Here is a 19,847-nt window from a genome sequence, read left to right on the forward strand (position 1 = left end):
TGGTGGTGCATGGCGGGCTCATTAGAGCCCGCCTGAACTGCGGTTTTCTACGACCTCGGCTTCGTCTTTTGCGGATCGTAGTGAGCGAAGGGCACCACGCGGGCCGGCAGGCGCTTCTGATGGCCGTCGAGCTTGCCGATCTCGACTTCCGTGCCGATCTCGGCGTGGGCGACATCGAGGCGGGCGAGTGCGATGGTCTTGCCGAGGATGGGCGAGCGCATGCTGGACGTGACCTCGCCGATCTGGGCGCGGCCGATGTGGACGCAGTCGCCATGGCCGACAGGCACATTGGCGTCGATGTCGAGGCCAACAAGCTTTCGCGCCGGATGCTCCTTGCGCCGGATCAGCGCGTCGCGGCCGATGAAATCATCGGTCTTGCTCTTCAGCGGCACGGTGAAGCCGATGCCGGCTTCGAACGGGTCGGTCTGGTCGGAGAAGTCATAGCCGGCGAAGATCAGCCCGGCCTCGATACGCACCATGTCGAGCGCCAGAAGTCCCATCGGCTTCAGGCCATGGGGCTGGCCGGCTTCCCAGACAGCGTCGAACACCTGTTCGGCATCGCGCGGATGGCACCAGATCTCGTAGCCGAGTTCGCCGGTATAGCCGGTGCGCGAGACGACGATCGGCACGCCCTGGGCGTCGCCGATGCGGGCGACAGCGAAGCGGAACCATTCGAGCTCAGTGATCGACGGCTGCACGGGCGAAGTCCAGATGATCTCCTTGAGGATGTCACGGCTGTTCGGGCCCTGCAGGGCGATATTGTGCATCTGGTCGGTGGAGGAGCGGACAAGCACTTTCAGGCCGAGCTTTTGCGCCGTCTCTCGCAGCCACGTGCCGCTGTAGTCATCGCCGCCGATCCAGCGGAAATTGTCCTTGCCTAACCGCAGCAAAGTGCCATCATCGATCATGCCGCCATGCTCGTAGCACATGGCGGTGTAGACGACCTGGCCGACGGCGAGCTTCTTGATGTCGCGCGTCAGCGTGTATTGCAGCAGCGCTTCGGAATCCGGGCCGGTGACCTCGAACTTGCGCAGCGGCGACAGGTCCATGACCACGGCCTTCTCGCGGCAGGCCCAGTATTCCTCCAGCGGCCCTTCCTTGGCGAAGGAATTGGCGAGCCAGTAGCCGCGATATTCGACGAAGTCGCGGGTGTGCTTGGCAAAGCTCGAATGAAAGGCGGTTTCACGGGTCATTTTTGGCTCGGCATCCGGGGTCGGTCGTGTGGCGATGGCGCGTGAGAATTTCTGCGCGCCCGAATAGGTCCGCACATGAATGTCGGTGAGGTTCCAGCCGTTGGAGGGCGTCGTGTCGTCGGGGCAGGCCGACGAGACGCAGACGATGTCGGTCAGGGCCCGCAGCAGCACATAGTCGCCGGGCCGCGACCATGGCTCGTCGGAATAGATCACGCCATGAGCGTCGATGCCGGTGTTGAAGAAGAAGTTGATCGCCATCCAGCCGCCGCGGGGCGAAACACCCTTGTCGGCAAGCGCGCCGTTGAAATTCTCGGTGCAGTTGAGGTGACCGGGATAGCCGATGTCGTCGTAATATTTGGCATAGCAGGCGAGCGCGAAGGCATCGTGGCGGCCGCAGGTGTCCTGCACCACCTCGACCAGCGGCTCCATGTCCTGGTCGTAGTATTTGGAATGCAGGCCGGGCATCGGATAGCTGGTGCCCATCAGCGAGCGGGTGACGGTCACGTCGAGCGGGTGGTCCTTGCCCTTGTCGAGCTTGCGCGCCGAGAAGCACTGGAAGTCGGTGCATTGGCGCCCGTCGACATCGATGATCTGGATGAAGTCGCCGGCCTTGACGAAATAGCTCTGCGCCGTCTTCGATTTGACGCGCAGGTCGAGAACCGGGTCCGCCAGCGGCTCGGGCAGGTCGGACTTTCCCGCAGGCTGAATGCGGGCGCGCTGGACAACGACCAGCAGCGGGGTTGCCGTATCGTGGCCATCGACCGGCATCGGCCCGCCGGGTGCTGCGATGATCAGGCTACCGTCGCGGGCGACGGTAAAGCTCTCTTCGGAGCCGGGAAGACTGGTGCTGCCGAACAGGCGCACCGCCTGCGGCTCGGCCAGATCGATCGCACGGCGCGCGAGGCTGTGACAGAATGTGCGCAGGCTCTCATTGTCGTCCAACAGCAGCGCCTTCAGCCCCGCCGCATTGCTGTTGGCCCTGGTGCCCAGGATGCCGGCATCGGTCTTGCCGGAGCCATCGGCAGCCACCAGTTCGCAGGCCTGTCCACCCTCGACATCGCGGATCGTAACCGTATCGCCGGCCTCGACGCTGATGAACACAGCACCTGTACCCGCCACCTGATAGCGCTCCATGCCCGCAGGCAGCGCAAGCAGGCCCGGCGTCAGGATCGCGCTCGGACGCGGAGGGCCAGAGACCACGCTGGGATAGATTGCTTGCGACACTGCGACCTCCCCGATCGTATTTTCCTGAGTGTGAAATTTTTTCAATTAAAAGAATACGCAGCCTGCAAGATGAAGGCAAGACCTGTTTACATCAGGCTAGCATATGGCTCATCGTACCGAAACGTCGGGCTGCCTCGGGAAGAAGTGCTGGAGCAGCCAATTTTTCGGAATCTGGTTTTGCGGCAGAACTTGTTGACAGCATCACAGAACGAATTATTGTCCTGTCAGTGAAATTTCTTTCGCTTAAGAAAAAGAGTCCTGGAGGGGATTGTATGAGCAAGAGGGTAGCAGTTATTGGCGCCGGACCTTCGGGCCTCGCACAGCTTCGGGCGTTCCAGTCAGCGGCGGCAAAGGGTGCCGAAATCCCCGAAGTCGTCTGTTTCGAAAAGCAATCCGACTGGGGCGGCTTGTGGAATTACACATGGCGCACCGGCGTGGACGAGCATGGCGACCCGGTTCACGGCAGCATGTACCGCTACCTCTGGTCGAACGGACCGAAGGAATGCCTGGAATTTGCTGACTACAGCTTCGAAGAGCATTTCGGCCGGCCGATCGCCTCCTATCCGCCGCGCGCCGTGCTCTGGGATTACATCAAGGGCCGCGTCGAGAAGGCCGATGTGCGCAAATGGGTGCGCTTCAACAGCCCGGTTCGCATGGTGACCTATTCGGACGCCAGCGAGAAATTCACCGTCACCGTCCATGACCGCACCAACGACGTCGTCTATTCGGAAGAATTCGATTTCGTGGTCGTCGCGTCCGGCCATTTCTCGTCGCCGAACGTTCCCTATTTCGATGGCATTGCCAAGTTTGCCGGTCGCGTCATGCATTCGCACGACTTCCGCGACGCGCTCGAATTCAAGGACAAGGACATCCTCATCATCGGCCGCAGCTACTCGGCCGAGGACATCGGCTCGCAGTGCTACAAATACGGCGCGAAGTCGATCACGACCAGCTACCGCTCCAAGCCGATGGGCTTCAACTGGCCGGATAACTGGAAGGAAGTGCCGCTGCTAATGCGGGTCGAGGGCAAGACCTGCTACTTTAAGGACGGCACGTCACGCGACGTCGACGCCATCATCATGTGTACCGGCTATCTCCATCATTTCCCGTTCCTGACCGACGATCTGCGCCTGAAGACCGCGAACCGGCTGTGGCCGCTCGATCTCTACAAGGGCGTGGTCTGGGAGCACAATCCGAAGCTGTTCTACATCGGCATGCAGGACCAGTTCTACACCTTCAACATGTTCGACGCGCAGGCCTGGTATGCCCGCGACGTCATCCTCGGACGCATCAAGCTGCCATCGAAGGAAGCAATGGCCGCCGACAGCCAGAAATGGCGCGAGCGCGAGGAAACGCTGGAAGATGCCGAGCAGATGATCTGGTTCCAGGGCGACTACACCAAGGAATTGATCGATGCGACCGACTATCCCGACTTCGACATCGAGGCTGTCAACAAGACCTTCATGGAGTGGGAACACCACAAGATGGAAGACATCATGGGCTTCCGCAACCACGGCTACAAGTCGCTGATGACCGGCACAATGGCGCCCAAGCATCACACGCCGTGGCTGGACGCGCTGGATGACTCGCTCGAAGCCTATCTCCACAACAAGTGAATTCTCTGCCGGCGACGCAGGTCGCCGGCAAGATTTTCACGCGGGGCAAAGCCCTTGTCGAAAGTCCGGCGTCAGTCTGCCTTGACGAGATGCCAGGCGCCGCCCATGCCGTCGCCCTTCATGTCGCCGGCAGCCTTGTCCTGGGCGAAATAATAGAGCGGTTTGCCGTCATAGGCCCACATCTTCGAACCGTCCTCGCGCTCGACGACTGACCATTCGCCTTCCGCCTTTGCATCGGCTTCGGCCTTGAAGGGTGGCCATTTCATTGCGCATTCGGCGTTGCAGTTCGATTTGCCGGCGGCATCCTTGTCGAATGTGTAGAGCGTCATGCCCTTCATGTCGGTGTAGACCTTTGCGCCGCCATGGTCGGTGGTCATTGCCGGTTCGGCAGCCATTGCCGACGCAGTGCCGATGAACAGCACGGCTAGTCCGATGATCGTTTTCATGTTTCTCTCCCTGAATGGCGTGGTCGAAAGCCAAACTGGCTTCCTGTCTCGCTAACGCCTTTCGCGTCCGGTTTCGTCCCGGACAGGAGGAGAGATAGGGGAGGGGTTGCGGCCAGGAAGACGCGGCGCGACCTCATCCGGGCTCGTACACGTGAAATTTACTCGGCGGGCGCCACGTCGTCGGTGGGAAAGCCGCACCATTCGCCCAACTGGCGATAGACGTCGTCGAAGCCGCCGACGGGCAGGGAAGCGACCGGCGAGTCCTGCAGTTCAAAGGTAACTGCATCGGCATCGTTCATCGCCGCAAATAAGGCCTGGCTGGTGTCGGTGTCGTTTTCCATGACCCATTGATGACCGGTGTCGGTGACTTCGCCGAGAACGGTCACCTCCACTTTGGTGCCATCGACATCGAACACGGCCGGAATGCCTTCGCCTTCAGGAAAATCGCCTTTCTCGGCGCTCACCGTGACGGCGGGATAGGCTTCCGGTGGCAGCACGTCACCATCCGAGATGCTGACCTTGAGCGTCCAGGCGGTGTCGTCGGGATCCTTGGCCGATGCGGTTGCCGTGCAGGTCTTGCGCTGGTCCTGGCCGGTGTTGACGTCCTCGACGCTGGCTGTCCAGTCGCCGACGACCTCGCTTATCGTATCGGCCCGTGCCGAATGAGCAGCCAGCATCGCCGCGCCCACAATCGCCCACGCAAGAACGCGTCTTCCAGCGCTGTTGTTCGTCGTCATGCCAATCCAAGTCCCCAGAGTTGCCCACGATCCATCAGGACCAGGCCTTTTATGCCGGACAAGTTCGACGCTGCAAAGGGAGTTTAGGCTGATTGGGCAACCAGAAATCCTTGCGCGCTTGCGCCGCAAGGCTGCTGATCAATGCCTGTCTGGAAGATTTGGTAGCGGGAAGTGGACTCGAACCACCGACCCCAGGATTATGATTCCCGTGCTCTAACCAACTGAGCTATCCCGCCACGGAGCAAAAGTCCGAAAATTTGCCGCAATTGCGCGGGCATTTCGAAGCCTTCGCCGAAGGTCGGGCGGATATAAGGTCGCGATGGTAGGGCTGTCAAGCGCCGAGAGCCGGTGCGACTTCAAGAATTGATGCAAAGAAATCCTTTCTGGCATTCCATTTGATTCAGCGGGCGGGGTTGAGTTCGAAACGGCGCGCCGTTATGTCTCCGCCACCTATTTATTGAGTTCATAATTTGATGAAACCGCGAATTGCAGTTCTGGGATGCGGATATTGGGGTGCGAACCATATCCGCACTCTAAAGGGCCTTGGTGTCCTCCACGCGGTTTCGGACGCCAACAAGGCGCGCGCCGAAGGCTTTGCCTCGGAGCAGGATTGCCTTGCGATCGAGCCCGACGCCCTGTTCACCCGCAAGGATATCGACGCGATCGTCATGGCGCTGCCGCCACAGTTTCATGCCGAGGCGGCGATCAAGGCTGTGGAAAACGGCAAGGACGTGCTGGTCGAAAAGCCGATCGCGCTGACGGTTCCCGATGCCGAGCGTGCGGTCGCGGCGGCAAAGGCCAACAAGCGCATCTTCATGACCGGTCATGTGCTGCGCTTCCATCCCGCCTTCGAGAAGCTCAAGGAGCTGATCGACAATGGTGAGCTGGGCGAGGTGAAATACATCCACTCGCACCGCCTCGGGCTTGGAAAGTTCCACACCGAAAACGACGCGCTGTGGGATTTGGCGCCGCATGACCTGTCGATGATCCTTGCGATCACCGGTTCGGCGCCGACGGAAATACGTGGCGAGGGTGCAGCCCTTCTGGATCACCAGAGCGATTTTGCCCATCTGCACATGCGCTTCCCCAACGGGCTGCGCAGCCATCTCTTCACTTCGCGGCTCAATCCTTATCGCGAGCGCCGGCTGACGGTGGTCGGCACGCGGGCAATGGCGGTGTTCGACGATGTCGAGCCGTGGGAGCGCAAGCTTGCCGTCTATCGCCATGCCGTCTGGCAGGACAGCGGCCAATGGGCCTTCACGGCCAACGAGCCGACCTACATTCCGGTGGAAGGCGGCATGCCCCTGACGCGCGAGCTGGAGCACTTCCTGTCGTGCATCCAGACGCGGGCAGAGCCGCGCACCAGCGGTGAGGAAGCAATCACCGTGCTTCGCATCCTGACTGCCGGGACCGTCACGCACGGTTGACGGACCGGTGGCTCAGGCCGCTCGTACAGGCCACAGCCACCATAAGACAAGTGCGCCGGCGGCAAGCCAGATCGCTGCAACGAACAGTGCTCCCGCGCGGCTTTTCGGTCGAACATCCATTTGCGCGGCTTTCGCACGCAATTCGCTCATCAAATCGGCAGGTGTCAAACGCACGACGAGCCAGATGCCGATTGGCACGATGATAAGGTCGTCGAGATAGCCGAGAACCGGGATGAAATCCGGAATGAGGTCTATGGGGCTGAGGGCGTAGGCTGCAACGCAGGCGGCGGCAATCTTAACATACCAAGGTGTGCGCGGGTCGCGCGCCACCAGATACAAAGCGATTATGTCTCGCCTGATGCGCCTCGCCCAGTCTTTGAGCGTGGCAAACATCGAGGCCTCGCGTCTATTCCGCAGCGATCGTGTTCGAGCGCGCAGCGAGCTTCGTCAGCATGGCTTCGGCCTCGGCACCCCGCTCGGAGCGTTCGATGAAGCCGCCGCCGAGCACGCGGGCGTCGTTGCCGTCGTCGACATAGAGCACGCAGGCCTGGCCCGGTGCGATACCCGATTCGCCGTCGCCGAGTTCGACGAAGATCGCGCCGTCGCGGTTGTGAAGCACGGCCGGACGCGGCGGACGGGTAGAGCGCACCTTCGCGAAAAGCTCGATGCCTTCCGGCCCGATCTCGCCCAGCGGCGTATCGCCCAGCCAGTTCATGTTGCGCAGGTAGATCTTGTGCGTCTCCAGCGCCTCGCGCGGGCCGACGATGACGCGAGCACGCTCGGCGTCGAGATGGACGACGTAAAGCGGTTCGCCCGAAGCGATGCCGATGCCGCGGCGCTGACCGATGGTGTAGCGCAGGATGCCGTCATGCCGGCCGAGCACGCGCCCGTCGATATGGACGATGTCGCCGGGATTGGCGGCGGTCGGCTTCAGCTTGGCGATGATGTCGGAATACTTGCCCTGCGGCACGAAGCAGATGTCCTGGCTGTCCTGCTTGGTGGCAACCGATAGCCCGAGATCCTCGGCGATGGCGCGCACTTCGGGCTTCGACAGGCCGCCGAGCGGAAAGCGCAGATAGTCGATCTGTTCCTGCGTGGTGGCAAAGAGGAAATAGCTCTGGTCGCGGTCGGCATCGACCGGGCGGTAGAGCGCGCGGTGTGCGCCATTGGCGCGTGAGCGGATGTAATGACCCGTCGCCAGTGCGTCGGCGCCGAGTTCGCGCGCGGTCTCGAGAAGGTCGGCGAACTTGACCGTCTGGTTGCACGACACGCAGGGGATCGGCGTTTCGCCGGAGACATAGCTCTCGGCGAAGGGATCGATGACCGCCTTGCGGAAGCGCTCTTCGTAATTCAGCACATAGTGCGGGATGCCGAGCGTCTCGGAGACGCGGCGGGCATCGTCGATATCCTGTCCGGCGCAGCATGAGCCGGCGCGGTGGGTGGCTGCGCCATGATCGTAAAGTTGGAGCGTCACGCCGACGACGTCGTAGCCTTCGCGTTTCAGGATGCCGGCCACGACAGACGAATCGACGCCACCCGACATCGCAACCACGACGCGTGTATCTTCAGGACGTCCGGGAAGGTCCAGGCTGTTCATAAAAGGATGGTCCATTTCAGCTGTTCGGGCGCTTCATGCCAACGACGGGAATATAGGTCAAGCCGCCGCAAAGCGCCACAGTTGGCGTTTGTGTCACGTGAGATGAGGTTTTTAACACTTTCATTGGCACCATACAGCAACACCAGTGGGCCGCTTCATGGTTAACAAAAGGTTCACGAACATTACTCAAGGCTTACCATCGGTTTAGGCAATTTTTAAAGCTGTGGCGGTAATGTGGTTGTGATTGGGTCTTTAAGTTTTGTGTAGAGAGTACTATGACCGATCTGGTTAGACCGCGTGTCAAATATGTTATTGGGCCTGACGGCAGCCCGCTTACCATTGCCGATCTTCCTCCGACGAATACCCGTCGCTGGGTCATTCGCCGCAAGGCCGAAGTTGTTGCGGCCGTTCGCGGGGGGCTTTTGAGCCTCGAGGAAGCATGTCAGCGCTATAAACTGACAACCGAGGAATTTCTGTCCTGGCAGGCATCAATCGATGAATATGGCCTGGCCGGACTGCGGACCACCCGCATCCAGCAATATCGACACTGATTTTCTAGAGCACCAGTGAAACGGCCGAACCGCAAGGTCCGGCCGTTTTCTTTGTCGAGCGTATCGATCAGGCCGTCAGAACCACCTTGCCCTTTGGCCGGGTGCCGAGGAATTCATGCGCCTTGCCTGCCTGTTCGAGCGGGAAGGTCTTTTCGACGTGGACGGTGAGTTTGCCCGCTTCGACGAGACGGACGAGTTCATTGAGTCCATCGCGGTCAGGGCGAACCGAGATGCGTTCTACGCGCACGCCTAGCGCAGGCGCCTCGGCGCGCGTCTTCTCGCCGGGATCGAGCAGGGACACGAGCACGCCGCCCTTCCGCAGCGACTTGAGCGACTGCGCGGCATGGTCTCCGCCGATGGTCTCGAACACGATATCGACGTCACGCGCTTCCTTCGTGAAATCGGAAGCCTTGTAGTCGATCACCTCGTCGGCGCCGAGCGACCGGACAAAATCGATCTTTCCGGCGCTGGCGGTCGCCAGGACATAGGCGCCGCGCGCCTTGGCGATCTGCACCGCGAGGTGGCCGACGCCGCCGGCGCCTGAATGGATCAGCACGCGCTGCCCTTCCTTCAGGTCGCCGGCGCCCACCAGCCCTTGCCATGCCGTCAGGCCGGCAAGAGGCAGGGCTGCTGCATGAATGTGGTCGAGCGTCTTTGGCTTGCGGACGAACTCGTCTTCCAAAATCGCGGCTTCCTCGGCATAGGCGGCTGCCTGCCCGGGAAAGCGCGAGAGGCCGAATACTTCATCGCCGACCTTGAAACGGCCACCTTCGGACGCTTTTTCGACAATGCCGGAAACATCCCAGCCGATGGTGAAGGGCGGTTCGCCAAGCAGCGGGTAGAAGCCGCCGCGCACCGCGATATCGACAGGATTGATGCCGGCCGCCTTGACCTTGACGACTGCCTCGCCATGGCTGGGGTCGGGTGAGGGGCGGTCTTCGATTTCAAGGACTTCCGGTCCGCCGGCAGTCTTCTGGGTGATAGCGCGCATGATGCAATCTCCTGTTTGCAAAACCTTACCACTATCATTTGGATAGTAATTATCCGTTGTCTAGTATGCACAATTTGGATATATAGGTACCCTATGTATAGCAATGATCCGGACAAGCCCTTCGGCTACGACGCATTCCGCCGCGAATGCATGTCGCATACGGTTCTCGAAATGCTGTCGAGCAAATGGGTTTATCTCGTTGTCGGTGCGCTGAGCTTCGGCCGCCGCCGTCATGGCGAGTTGGCTCGCAAGGTCGAGGGCATAACGCCGAAGATGCTGACGCAGACGCTTCGCGTGCTGGAGCGCGATGGTCTGGTGCAGCGTGAGGTTTTTCCGGTAATCCCGCCACGAGTGGAATATGAACTGACTGAGCTTGGCCGCAATCTGGCAGGCCTGCTCAACGAGATCAGAGCCTGGTCGGAACGTCACGTTCCCGAGATCGTCGAAGCGCGCAAGCAGGCGTCGTCTGATTCGGAGAGTGTTTCGGCAGCCTTGTAGCCTTACCCGCAAGGCTGCCGAGCGATGCCTGTCAGACGAGGGTGGCTGCGATGCGGCCAACCTCGGCGTGAACGATGTTCTTCTCGTCCGTCGATGCTGACGATTCGGTGAAGTAGGACGAAACGATGATCGGACCGTGCTTGGGCGGCCACAGGATGCCGACGTCGTTGGCCGAGCCATTGTCGCCGGTTCCGGTCTTGTCGCCGACTTTCCAATCCTTGGGCAAATAAGCGCGCAGGCGCTTGTCACCGGTCTTGTTGGCCAGAAGCCATGTCTTGAGCTGGTCTCGCGAAGCCGGCGACAGCCCATCGCCAAGCACCAGTTTCTGCAGGTCTGCCAGCATTGCTGCCGGGGTTGTCGTGTCGCGCGGGTCGCCGGTCTTTGCTTCGTTGAGCGCGGTCTCGATGCGATCGAGGCGGGTCACTTCGTCGCCAAGCGTGCGTGCATAGGCGGTCAACCCGGCCGGCCCGCCGAAACTGGCAAGCAGAAGATTTCCGGCGGTGTTGTCGCTGAGGGTGATTGCCGCTTCGCAAAGCTCGGCGAGCGCCATGCCTTTCTTGCCGACATGTTTTTCGGTCACCGGCGAATAGGTGACGAGATCCTTCTTCTCATACGTGATGCGGCGGTCGAGCTTTTCCTCGCCCTTGTCGACGCGGGCGAGAACAGCTGCCGATGCCAGGACCTTGAAGGTGCTGCACAGGGCAAAACGCTCGTCGGCGCGGTGCTCGATCCTGGTTCCACTTGCCGTGTCGAGGATGGCGACGCCAAGCCGGCCGCCATATTTCTTCTCAAGGGCACGCAGTTGCGCTGCGGCGTCTTTTACATCGGCCAATGCCGTCCGCGCCACCATCAGGGCAGGGGCAGCAAGAAGCGAGCCGGCCAGTATCGAGCGCCGTGTCAGCGAAATTGTCATGAAGTCGTCTCCCGATTCGAAAAGCCGCCCGTCCGGGCAGCAATCCGCCATCGAATGCGGGCGCTTTGTTGCCGCTCTGGCAGCGATATTGTGACGGAAAACGTATTTCTTTTGCCGGCCCGGACGCTGTTCGCGTCCAGGGCGTGCCGGCGGCCGGCCGTGATTAGGATCGGCTGTCTCAGCCGATCATGGCGCTGCGGTTGTCGCTTTCGATCTCGCGGCTCTTGCTGTCGCGTGATTCGAGCATTTCGGCCTTGGAAAGCTCCGCTTCAGCTTCGCCGAGTAATGATTCGGCTGCGGCTCGCTGCTGAAGCAGGTCGGATTGCGAATTTTTGAGGTTGTCGCGGCGCAGGCGGGCAGCCTTGGCGAAAGTCGGGTAGGCAAAATGATTGATATCGGTAATGCCGGCCTTCTTTTCCTCGGCGTTGATCTGGAACTCCAGTTCTCCGGCCATGCGATCGAATTCGGCAATCATCATGTCGAGCTGCAGCAGCTGGCGGCGTTTCTCATTCACCTGAAACTGCTTCAGCCGAACCAGGTTTTCACGTGATTTCATGATTCGATACTCCAATTCACGCACACTCTCCCATCAAACCGCCCCCTTGCAGCCCGAAAAGGCCCGACAAACACACGCATCCCCGGCTTCCCGGCAAAAAGGGAAACAAATCCCTAAAATTTTCGCCGCTGGTAACCATTCGTTTACGGGCATTGTTAATCATAAGGGTCAGGACTTAAGGGGCGGTAAAAATTTGGCTGCGAAGCCTAACGACCACAACAAGAGTCGAAAGAATCACTTAGGGCCGGTTGTTAATGCGGCCTGTTAAGAAATGGATCTGGGATTCATCATTAGATTCAAGAGGGTGTATCCAAGGGTTAAAAAAACTGGTACTGCTTGCCAAGCGGAATTAGGATTTGTTAACCATTCGATGGCAGCCTGCGACCTAGGCAATCACTGCTCCGGTACCGGATGGCTCTCGATGCGGTCCGGCGGCAGAAAAGGGGAATGAAATGCGCGTTCTGCTGATTGAAGACGATAGTGCGACAGCACAAAGCATCGAACTGATGCTGAAATCGGAGAGTTTCAACGTCTATACGACGGATCTCGGTGAAGAGGGCGTCGATCTCGGCAAGCTCTACGACTACGATATCATTCTCCTCGACCTCAACCTGCCGGACATGTCCGGCTATGAAGTTCTGAGGACGCTGCGGCTTTCCAAGGTGAAGACGCCGATCCTCATTCTCTCCGGCATGGCCGGCATTGAGGACAAGGTCCGCGGCCTCGGCTTCGGCGCCGACGACTATATGACCAAGCCGTTCCACAAGGACGAGCTCGTCGCCCGTATCCACGCCATCGTGCGCCGTTCGAAGGGCCACGCCCAGTCGGTCATCCTCACCGGCGACCTGGTGGTCAATCTCGACGCCAAGACCGTCGAAGTCGGCGGCCAGCGCGTGCATCTGACCGGCAAGGAATACCAGATGCTAGAGCTGCTTTCGCTGCGCAAGGGCACCACGCTGACCAAGGAAATGTTCCTCAACCACCTCTATGGCGGCATGGACGAGCCTGAGCTGAAGATCATCGACGTCTTCATCTGCAAGCTGCGCAAGAAGCTCGACACCGCATCCGGTGGCCAGAACTTCATCGAAACGGTCTGGGGCCGCGGCTATGTGCTGCGCGAGCCCGAGGAAATCCGCGAAAGCGCCTGAGTTTTCTGCAAGCGATTGAAAAGGCCCGGCTTTTGCCGGGTTTTTTCGTTTTGGCTTAGAGCGGTTCAGTTTTTGATAGAAACGTTGAACCGCTCTAACGGTTTGTTTTTACACAATTCCGGACGGAAAACCGCTGCACACTTTTCCTGGAATTGTTCTAGGCTGCCCGCAGATCGCGGAAGCGCGACAGCAGTTGCGACCGGTTGAAGGGTTTCAAGAGATAATCCTGTGCCCCGGCGCGCTTGGCGCGCATGATCGCGCCTATGTCGAATTCGACCAGACATATCGCGATCCTCGGCTTGACCGGGCTGTCTATGGCGCGAATTTGGCGGATCACGTCGGCGCTCGCCATATCGGGAAGCGCTCCGTCGACAACGATGATGTCGGGCATGTCGGCGGCGCACATCTCGATGGCTTGAGAACCGGTGGCGGCCTCGATCACAAGCATGTCGTGGCCGCTCAGGATGCGCTTTGCGACCTTCCTGATGACGCTCGAGTCGTCGATGAACATGCAGCGTTTCATGAGACCGTCTCTCTTTGCTTCCCCCGCGCGAGCCAGAGGACCGGATCGTGCGGATGCAAGTTAGCCCGGCGATGTAAAAAAGCTGAAAATCCGTTGGGTAAAGTTTTCGTAAAAATAGTGGCTTGGCCCCCACGGCCAAGCGTTTCGGGGATACGCGTTCAGCGCACGATCCCCGAAATGGAGCAGTGCGAAGCCTGCTTTGCCGGAACTATGCGGCGGTGAAGACGATCTCGTCCGAAGTAGCATGGATGGAGATCGTCATGCCTGCCTCGCGCGCCAGCAGCAGCGTGTAATAAGGCTGGACAGCATGCGCGTCGATTGCCTCTTCCGGCTGGTGGCCGGAATGAAGCTCGAGGAACTTCGGCGGCACGCGCAGCATCGGCCCGCTCGCAGAGAGCGTGAATTTCGGCTCGGTTTCGACATCGTCGAGCGTCACGGCGATCTTGCCGCCGCGCGGGATTGCGGCGTTGGCCACCAGAACCAGGTTGAGCAGCAGCTTGACCTTGTTCTTCGGCAGAAGCGCGCGTCGTCCGGTCCAGGTCAGTTCCGGCTTTTCGTTCTTCAGGAAGGCGGTCGCCACGGCTTCCGCGTCGCCGGTGTCGATCAGCATTCCGGCCGAGCCTGCCGCGCCAAATGCAATGCGGGCGAATTGCAGGCGCGCCGAGGCGTTGCGGGCGCTGGCGCGAATGAGGTTCATGGCGTCTTCGTCGGCGCCGCCTTCATCAAGCAGTTCCAGCCCGTTGTTGATGGCTCCGACGGGAGAAATGATGTCGTGGCACACGCGGCTGCACAGAAGGGCAGCGAGATCTGGTGCGGACAGCGCGAAGAGATCGGACATTGAACGGTATCCCTAACATCAATTAACGAATCAGTGCGAAGCAGTTCTACCGCGCCAGCCCGAACGAATCACGCCTGGCTCTCAGGCCGCGATCATACAGGCATCGTGCGGCCAGCGAAAAGTTCCAGCATTTTCGTCTTTAAAATCAGCGTTTGCACGGCCACAAGGCTGTCGCCAGCCTTCGAACCGCCATCTTCATGTGAAAGCTTAATGGTTGAAAAAGGATTACGGCATAATTTGCGGGTGAGTGACCCTGAAAGCGGCCAGCAAAGAGCCGCGACAGGCAGTAGGCGTCGGCGAGTGTGCTCCCGGACGGAGATTGGAAGCATGTTTTCCCGACTATACAACCGGAATTTGTTCCGGCTGATCGCAATGATGTTCGCCGTTTCGAGCATCGTGGCTTTTTCTTCATCGGCCTTGCGGGCTCAGGAATATTCCGCTCAGGAAATCGTGGATTCCGGCCACCGCTTCTTCGGCGCCACATCCGGTGGGCTGGCGACCGTGATCGAGAAGATATTCTCGTCCTATGGCCTGCCGAACGGTTATATCCTCGGCGAGGAAGGCTCTGGTGCGCTGATCGGCGGTCTCACCTATGGCGAGGGCTCGCTCTACACGAAGAATGCCGGCGACCATAAAGTGTTCTGGCAGGGTCCGTCGCTAGGCTGGGATTTCGGCGGCGAAGGTTCGCGCACCATGATGCTGGTGTACAATCTCGACGACGTTTCGAACCTTTACAACCGCTTCGGCGGTGTTGCGGGCTCTGCCTATGTGGTTGCAGGCGTCGGCTTCAACGTCATGAAGAACGGCAATATGCTGCTGGTGCCGGTGCGAACCGGTGTCGGTGCCCGGCTTGGCATCAATATGGGATATCTGAAGCTGACCCAGCGGGCGACGTGGAACCCGTTTTAAGCATACGGACCACCATTGCGTTGCCCCCAACACCTGCCTGTGGCAGATAGGCCAAGGGCGGGCGGAGCCCACCCGGCAACGGATAGTGTAACGTGATCCAGTCCATCCTGTTCTTTGTGCTTGGCTTCCTGTGTGCCGGCTTCATTGCCGTGTTGATCACACCGGTTGCCTGGCGGCGGGCTGTGAACCTGACGCGCAAGCGCATCGAAGGCTCGATGCCGCTGACGCCAAGCGAAATCCAGGCTGAGAAGGATCGCATCCGCGCCGAAGCGGCGATGTCGATTCGCCGGCTGGAAATGAAGGCCGAAAGCCTTCAGGCTAAGAATGCTTCGCAGCTCGTCGATGTCGGCCGCGCTCAGGAACAGGTCAAAAAGCTTGCCGCCGAGCGTGACGCGAAGCTCAAGGCGCATGATGCGCTGGCGGTGAGGGTGGGTGCCTTGACTGCCGATCTCACCAAGCGCGACGAGGAATTGAAGCGCCTCGGCGAAAGGCTTGCCGAGATTGAAGGCTCCAGCACGATGAGTGCCGAGGAACTGGAAAAGCTCGGCCGCATGTATGACGAGGCGAGTTTTTCTTCCAGCAGCCGTCAGATCGAACTGGTGGCGCGGGAAAGCGAGCTTGAAAGGCTCACCAGCGAGCTGTCGAAGCTCAAGGCCCAGCGCAAGGAAGCCGACCTTCAGGGCAAGGCCATGGCTCTTGAGACCAGAACAGCGCGTGAAGCACTGACGGCAGAAAAGAAGCGGGCGAGCGACCTTGCCAGGAAGGTTGAGACGCTGACCGCCACGCTTGCCGACCGCGACGACAGGCTGGAGCGACGTGAGCGGGAACTGGCGCGGCTCCGGGATGCGTCGAAGGGCAATGTTTCCGTAGGTGCGTCCTCGCAAGCATCGGCCTTGGCCTCTGTGGAAGCGGATGCCGATATCGATAGACGACTGGCAAAATTGTCTGCCGACCGCGAGCGGCTGGAAGAACGGCTGACCACGCTGGCGCGCGAGAACAAACGGCTGAAGACGGAAAATTCCGTTCCCGCTTTGCCGAATGGTCCCGGCGAAGTTGACGAAAACGCCAGGCTGCGGGAGCAGATGAACGAACTGGCGGCCCACGTCGTCAATCTGGCGGCGAAGCTGGACGGTCCCGATTCGCCGATTGCCAAGGCGCTGGCCGCCGAGACAGGTGAGGGTGCAGGCCGAAAGATCAGCCTAGCCGATCGCGTGCGGGCCCTGCAGACGGCGACGTCCGCAGACTGAATAATCCCTAAACTCGATGGTCGGTGAAGTGATGCAAGGTGATTGCAGAAGCCGCCGCCACGTTCAGGCTGTCGAAGCCGCCGGCCATGGCGATCTTCACCGTTTTCAGTCGCCGCATCAGTGCTTCCGGCAGGCCTTCGCCTTCGGTGCCGAACCACAAAGCGAGCCGTTGCGGCCGTTCCATGTCACGGCAGTCGACCGTGCCCTGAGGCGATAGGGCGATCTGCTCGAAGCCGTGTTTTCCAAGGGTGTCGACAAGACTACTGGTTTCGCTTGCGACGGCGAAGGGCACTTTGAGCGCTGCACCGACGGAAACCCTTATCGCCTTGCGGTAGAGCGGGTCGCAGCAGGTTTCATCGAGCAGGATGGCGTCCGCGCCGAAGGCTGCGGCGTTGCGGAAGATCGCGCCGATGTTGTCGTGATTGGCGATGCCGACCAGGACCACCACCAATGCGCGTTCCGGCAAGGCTTCCAGAAGCGTCTCGATCGTTTCGGGCGGCCGCTTGCGGCCTATCGCCAGTACGCCGCGATGCATGTGAAAGCCGGCGATGCCGTCCAGAACGTCGCCGGAGGCGACGTAGACCGGCACCTCGGCCGGAGCGGATTTCAGCGTCTCAGTCATGCCGGCGAGCCGGTTTTCAAGCAGCAGAACTGATTCTGCCTCGAACCGCCGCGCTGAAAACAGGACGTTGAGCACGACCTTGCCCTCGGCGACAAAACGACCCTGGCGGCCGGCCAGATCGCGTTCGCGAATGTCCATGTAAGGCGCGACGCGAGGGTCGGCGGGGTCGTCGATGCGTATCGGGTCCATCGGGCTCGGTCGGTCTGCATCGGACCAAAGCGGAATCCAGCTTTCGAAATATTCCGACGCTCATTCAAGGTGTTGGATCGTCGCTTGCGGGTCCGCAGGGACGCGCTACGATCCAGTGATGGGCTTCTTAAAGAGCGCCAACAGCTCCCGGTCAAGACTTCTGAGCGAGGGCCGGGCTCTGAGCGTAGGATTTCTCGTAGACCTCATCTGCGCCGTTGAAGATTCCATCGAGTGTGCCGATCAATTGCCGCACCGCGGCGGAATTGCACGAATAGTAGATCATCTGCCGGTCGCGTCGCGTCTCGACGATGTCGATGCTGCGCAATTTGGCCAGATGCTGAGAAAGCGCAGACTGGCTGAGCGAAACCTTCTCGGCGATCGCGCCGACAGACATTTCGCCTTCAAGAAGATGGCTGATGATGACGAGGCGCTTCTCATTACCCAAGAGGCTGAGCAGCGTGGCTGCAGCTCCTGCATTATCGATAAGCGGACTGGCGGTCATACTTCCCCCACTGAAAACTTTTCCCTCGACGTTATGGGGGCAATAACGTCGAGAAACGCGCGTCGGTTTCACCTGAGACCGACAATTTCTAAAAAAGCAAAGCCTAAAAGCAATTTTGCTAATTCGAGGCCCTGCTGTTCATTTAAAGACCCGAGCTAGCGCCGTATGTGATCTGCTTCACGTCCGCTCTTGGCCATTTCGACAAGCATCTTTCTCAATTCGCCGGCTTCCGTCAACTTACGCGGGAAGAAAATGCGTCGAATTTGGTCGCCTGTGGCAATATCCATACCATCGGCGTCAAAGCCGGTGACGATCCAGCCGTCGCCATCCGCCTTTGCGTAGTGGCGGGCATAGACCGCGATCGCGTCGAGATGGTCGGAATTCATGTGGTCGAGCGCCGACTGCTCGCTTTCGGAAAGCGCTTCAAGCGCAGGGCTTTCAGTCAGCAGATCAGCCGATGTCAGATTGTAAGCCTTGCCGAAGCCTCCGTTGAGGCTGGCGCCGTCGATCTCGAGCCGGAAAAACGAGAAATCACCCAACCCGACGTAGAGTTCTGCCTTGGGATTGCGGTTCAGATAGCGGCGTCGCGCCCGCGCATAGTCGGGTGTGTCCCGCTCCAGTTTCCTTGCCCGGCAGTAAAGCGAAATTCGCGGGTGGGCGAGCGGGTCTCCCTTGCCAGCCTGGCCGAGCAGCAGCGAGCAGCGCGGATCGGCGAGAAGCGCACGGGTGTGGGCGGCAAGCAGCGAAACGAGGATCAGCGGTGTTCCATCGGCGTCGGTTGCGGTGCCGACCCGGCTTGCGAGCGGCGCACCGGTTTCGGGGTCGAGGGTGGCGATGGCGCCATGTCGCGCTGTGCGGATCAGCGTCTTGGCGAGAAGGATCGCCTCGGCATCGGTCTCGCGAATGACATCTTTTTTCGTCTCCACCCCATCCTCACAAAATCATGACTAACAATATCCACTTATTTGCCGACAATGCCCTCCTTGGCAAGCGTTTCGATCTCGGTCCCGGAAATACCGAACCGGGAGAGGATCGTCGCGGACGTGCTGTCGATGGGCATCGCGGCCTGCGTGCCGCTGCGCGAAAAACGCGGTGCCGGGGATGACCGCAGCAATGCGCCAGCCTCGACATACGCTTGACGCGCGCGGTTGTGCGGATGGTTCGGCGCTTCCTTGAGCGACAGGACAGGCGCCACGCAAGCATCCGTGTCTTCGAACAAGGCGCTCCATTCATCGCGGCTTTTCATCCGCACGCGATCTGCGATCGCTTCACGCATCTCATCCCAAAGCGACTTGTCATATTGCGCTTCAGCGAAACGCTGGTTGAGCGGCAGGAGCCTGCAGAACTCGGCGAAGAACTGCGGCTCGAGACAGGCCACGGCGATGTGCTTCCCGTCGGCGGTTTCGTAGGTGTCGTAGAAGGGCGCGCCCGAGTCGAGCAGATTCTCGCCACGGCGATCCTGCCACAGCCCGGCGGCCATGAAGCCGAAGAAGGGCGTCGCCAGCATGGATGCGCCATCGATCATGGCAGCGTCTATCACTTGACCCTTGCCGGACTTGAAGCGTTCGAACAGCGCCGCCAGCATGCCCGTGATCAAGAGCATCGTCCCGCCGCCATAGTCGGCGACGAGATTGAGCGGCGGCACCGGCCTGCCGCCCTTCTGTCCGATGGCATGGAGTATGCCGGTATAAGCGAGATAGGTGAGGTCGTGGCCTGCGCGCTGGGCCATGGGTCCCGTCTGGCCGAAGCCGGTCATGCGGCCATAGATCAGACCGGGATTGCGGGCACAGGCGATCTCGGGGCCTAGACCCAGCTTTTCCATGACGCCGGGGCGGAAACCCTCGATCAGCGCGTCGGCCTTTTCGACCAAGCGCAGCACCAGTTCGACGCCTTGCGCCTGCTTGAGATCGACGCGCAGGATTTCGCGGCCATGCCGGTCGAGATCATATTTGGGCGGCAGCGACAGGAATGCCCGGTCCGTCCGCACGCGCTCGATGCGGATGACGTCCGCTCCCATCTCCGACAGAATTAGGCCGGCCAGCGGTACCGGGCCAAGCCCGGCCATCTCGACGACGGTCAGGCCTGAAAGCGGTCCCGGCTTCGCGGTCATGGATTGTCGG

21 protein-coding genes and 1 tRNA gene are annotated in these 19,847 nt (G+C 60.3%); 7 read left to right on the plus strand and 15 right to left on the minus strand.

Going from position 1 to position 19,847, the window contains the following annotated elements; translation table 11 throughout:
• Positions 1-47 precede the first annotated feature (47 nt).
• Positions 48-2,417 carry an aminomethyltransferase family protein gene (locus DZG07_RS07595; RefSeq protein WP_119821498.1) on the minus strand — a complete coding sequence of 790 codons (2,370 nt, stop codon included), beginning with the start codon at positions 2,415-2,417 and terminating at the stop codon, positions 48-50.
• Between the two features lie 272 nt (positions 2,418-2,689).
• Between DZG07_RS07595 and DZG07_RS07600 the strand changes: the two genes are divergently transcribed.
• On the plus strand, positions 2,690-4,033 hold the full coding sequence (locus tag DZG07_RS07600; protein ID WP_091918297.1) for an NAD(P)/FAD-dependent oxidoreductase: 1,344 nt from the start codon (positions 2,690-2,692) through the stop codon (positions 4,031-4,033).
• A gap of 71 nt (positions 4,034-4,104) precedes the next feature.
• On the opposite strand, the gene DZG07_RS07605 is transcribed toward DZG07_RS07600, so the two are convergent.
• From DZG07_RS07605 to DZG07_RS07615, 3 genes are all read right to left on the minus strand, one after another.
• Entirely contained in the window at positions 4,105-4,479 is a 375-nt protein-coding gene (locus tag DZG07_RS07605; RefSeq protein WP_119815636.1) for a hypothetical protein, read from the minus strand.
• Between the two features lie 158 nt (positions 4,480-4,637).
• On the minus strand, positions 4,638-5,216 hold the full coding sequence (locus DZG07_RS07610; protein WP_119815639.1) for a hypothetical protein: 579 nt from the start codon (positions 5,214-5,216) through the stop codon (positions 4,638-4,640).
• A 159-nt stretch (positions 5,217-5,375) separates the two neighbouring features.
• A tRNA-Met gene (locus DZG07_RS07615) sits at positions 5,376-5,452 on the minus strand.
• Positions 5,453-5,689: 237 nt separating this feature from the next.
• Here DZG07_RS07615 and DZG07_RS07620 point away from each other — a divergent pair.
• Entirely contained in the window at positions 5,690-6,643 is a 954-nt protein-coding gene (locus DZG07_RS07620) for a Gfo/Idh/MocA family oxidoreductase (RefSeq protein WP_091918300.1), read from the plus strand.
• A gap of 12 nt (positions 6,644-6,655) precedes the next feature.
• On the opposite strand, the gene DZG07_RS07625 is transcribed toward DZG07_RS07620, so the two are convergent.
• Complete coding sequence (locus DZG07_RS07625; RefSeq protein WP_119815642.1) at positions 6,656-7,036, minus strand: YkvA family protein; 381 nt, start codon at positions 7,034-7,036, stop codon at positions 6,656-6,658.
• Between the two features lie 13 nt (positions 7,037-7,049).
• Positions 7,050-8,240 (minus strand): tRNA 2-thiouridine(34) synthase MnmA, encoded by a 1,191-nt coding sequence (gene mnmA / locus DZG07_RS07630; protein WP_119821500.1) that lies wholly within the window; start codon positions 8,238-8,240, stop codon positions 7,050-7,052.
• Between the two features lie 275 nt (positions 8,241-8,515).
• Here mnmA and DZG07_RS07635 point away from each other — a divergent pair, with 275 nt between their 5' ends.
• A complete protein-coding gene (locus DZG07_RS07635) occupies positions 8,516-8,791 on the plus strand; it encodes a DUF1153 domain-containing protein (RefSeq protein WP_006203587.1) in 276 nt (91 codons plus the stop codon).
• A 67-nt stretch (positions 8,792-8,858) separates the two neighbouring features.
• Here the strand turns inward: DZG07_RS07635 and DZG07_RS07640 are convergent, their stop codons facing one another.
• On the minus strand, positions 8,859-9,782 hold the full coding sequence (locus DZG07_RS07640; protein WP_119815645.1) for an NADP-dependent oxidoreductase: 924 nt from the start codon (positions 9,780-9,782) through the stop codon (positions 8,859-8,861).
• Positions 9,783-9,875: 93 nt separating this feature from the next.
• Here DZG07_RS07640 and DZG07_RS07645 point away from each other — a divergent pair, with 93 nt between their 5' ends.
• Positions 9,876-10,280, plus strand: coding sequence for a helix-turn-helix domain-containing protein (locus DZG07_RS07645; protein ID WP_162931572.1), 405 nt, complete (start codon positions 9,876-9,878; stop codon positions 10,278-10,280).
• A gap of 31 nt (positions 10,281-10,311) precedes the next feature.
• Here the strand turns inward: DZG07_RS07645 and bla are convergent, their stop codons facing one another.
• Both bla and DZG07_RS07655 read right to left on the minus strand, forming a co-directional pair.
• Complete coding sequence (gene bla, locus DZG07_RS07650) at positions 10,312-11,193, minus strand: class A beta-lactamase (RefSeq protein ID WP_119821502.1); 882 nt, start codon at positions 11,191-11,193, stop codon at positions 10,312-10,314.
• Between the two features lie 178 nt (positions 11,194-11,371).
• Entirely contained in the window at positions 11,372-11,749 is a 378-nt protein-coding gene (locus DZG07_RS07655) for a flagellar export protein FliJ (protein ID WP_091918304.1), read from the minus strand.
• A gap of 452 nt (positions 11,750-12,201) precedes the next feature.
• On the opposite strand from DZG07_RS07655, the gene ctrA reads away from it, so the two are divergent.
• A complete protein-coding gene (gene ctrA / locus DZG07_RS07660; protein ID WP_091918305.1) occupies positions 12,202-12,897 on the plus strand; it encodes a cell cycle two-component system response regulator CtrA in 696 nt (231 codons plus the stop codon).
• 157 nt (positions 12,898-13,054) lie between these two features.
• Here ctrA and DZG07_RS07665 read toward each other — a convergent pair whose 3' ends face one another.
• Both DZG07_RS07665 and DZG07_RS07670 read right to left on the minus strand, forming a co-directional pair.
• Entirely contained in the window at positions 13,055-13,420 is a 366-nt protein-coding gene (locus DZG07_RS07665; RefSeq protein ID WP_091918306.1) for a response regulator, read from the minus strand.
• Positions 13,421-13,628: 208 nt separating this feature from the next.
• On the minus strand, positions 13,629-14,258 hold the full coding sequence (locus DZG07_RS07670) for a histidine phosphotransferase family protein (RefSeq protein ID WP_091918307.1): 630 nt from the start codon (positions 14,256-14,258) through the stop codon (positions 13,629-13,631).
• Positions 14,259-14,630: 372 nt separating this feature from the next.
• Here DZG07_RS07670 and DZG07_RS07675 point away from each other — a divergent pair, with 372 nt between their 5' ends.
• Entirely contained in the window at positions 14,631-15,167 is a 537-nt protein-coding gene (locus tag DZG07_RS07675) for an EipA family protein (protein ID WP_244538086.1), read from the plus strand.
• Between the two features lie 92 nt (positions 15,168-15,259).
• Positions 15,260-16,414, plus strand: coding sequence for a hypothetical protein (locus DZG07_RS07680; RefSeq protein ID WP_119815648.1), 1,155 nt, complete (start codon positions 15,260-15,262; stop codon positions 16,412-16,414).
• Positions 16,415-16,421: 7 nt separating this feature from the next.
• Here the strand turns inward: DZG07_RS07680 and DZG07_RS07685 are convergent, their stop codons facing one another.
• The 4 genes from DZG07_RS07685 to DZG07_RS07700 all read right to left on the minus strand — a co-directional run bounded on the left by DZG07_RS07685 (position 16,422) and on the right by DZG07_RS07700 (position 19,837).
• Positions 16,422-17,225 carry an RNA methyltransferase gene (locus tag DZG07_RS07685; protein WP_119815651.1) on the minus strand — a complete coding sequence of 268 codons (804 nt, stop codon included), beginning with the start codon at positions 17,223-17,225 and terminating at the stop codon, positions 16,422-16,424.
• Positions 17,226-17,376: 151 nt separating this feature from the next.
• Positions 17,377-17,727, minus strand: a complete 351-nt coding sequence (locus tag DZG07_RS07690; protein WP_091918311.1) for a metalloregulator ArsR/SmtB family transcription factor — start codon at positions 17,725-17,727, stop codon at positions 17,377-17,379.
• 155 nt (positions 17,728-17,882) lie between these two features.
• Positions 17,883-18,653 (minus strand): HugZ family protein, encoded by a 771-nt coding sequence (locus DZG07_RS07695; RefSeq protein WP_119815655.1) that lies wholly within the window; start codon positions 18,651-18,653, stop codon positions 17,883-17,885.
• 35 nt (positions 18,654-18,688) lie between these two features.
• On the minus strand, positions 18,689-19,837 hold the full coding sequence (locus DZG07_RS07700; protein ID WP_119815657.1) for a CaiB/BaiF CoA-transferase family protein: 1,149 nt from the start codon (positions 19,835-19,837) through the stop codon (positions 18,689-18,691).
• Positions 19,838-19,847 lie beyond the last annotated feature (10 nt).

The organism is Mesorhizobium sp. DCY119 (assembly GCF_003590645.1).
In the GTDB taxonomy this organism is placed as follows: domain Bacteria; phylum Pseudomonadota; class Alphaproteobacteria; order Rhizobiales; family Rhizobiaceae; genus Mesorhizobium_M.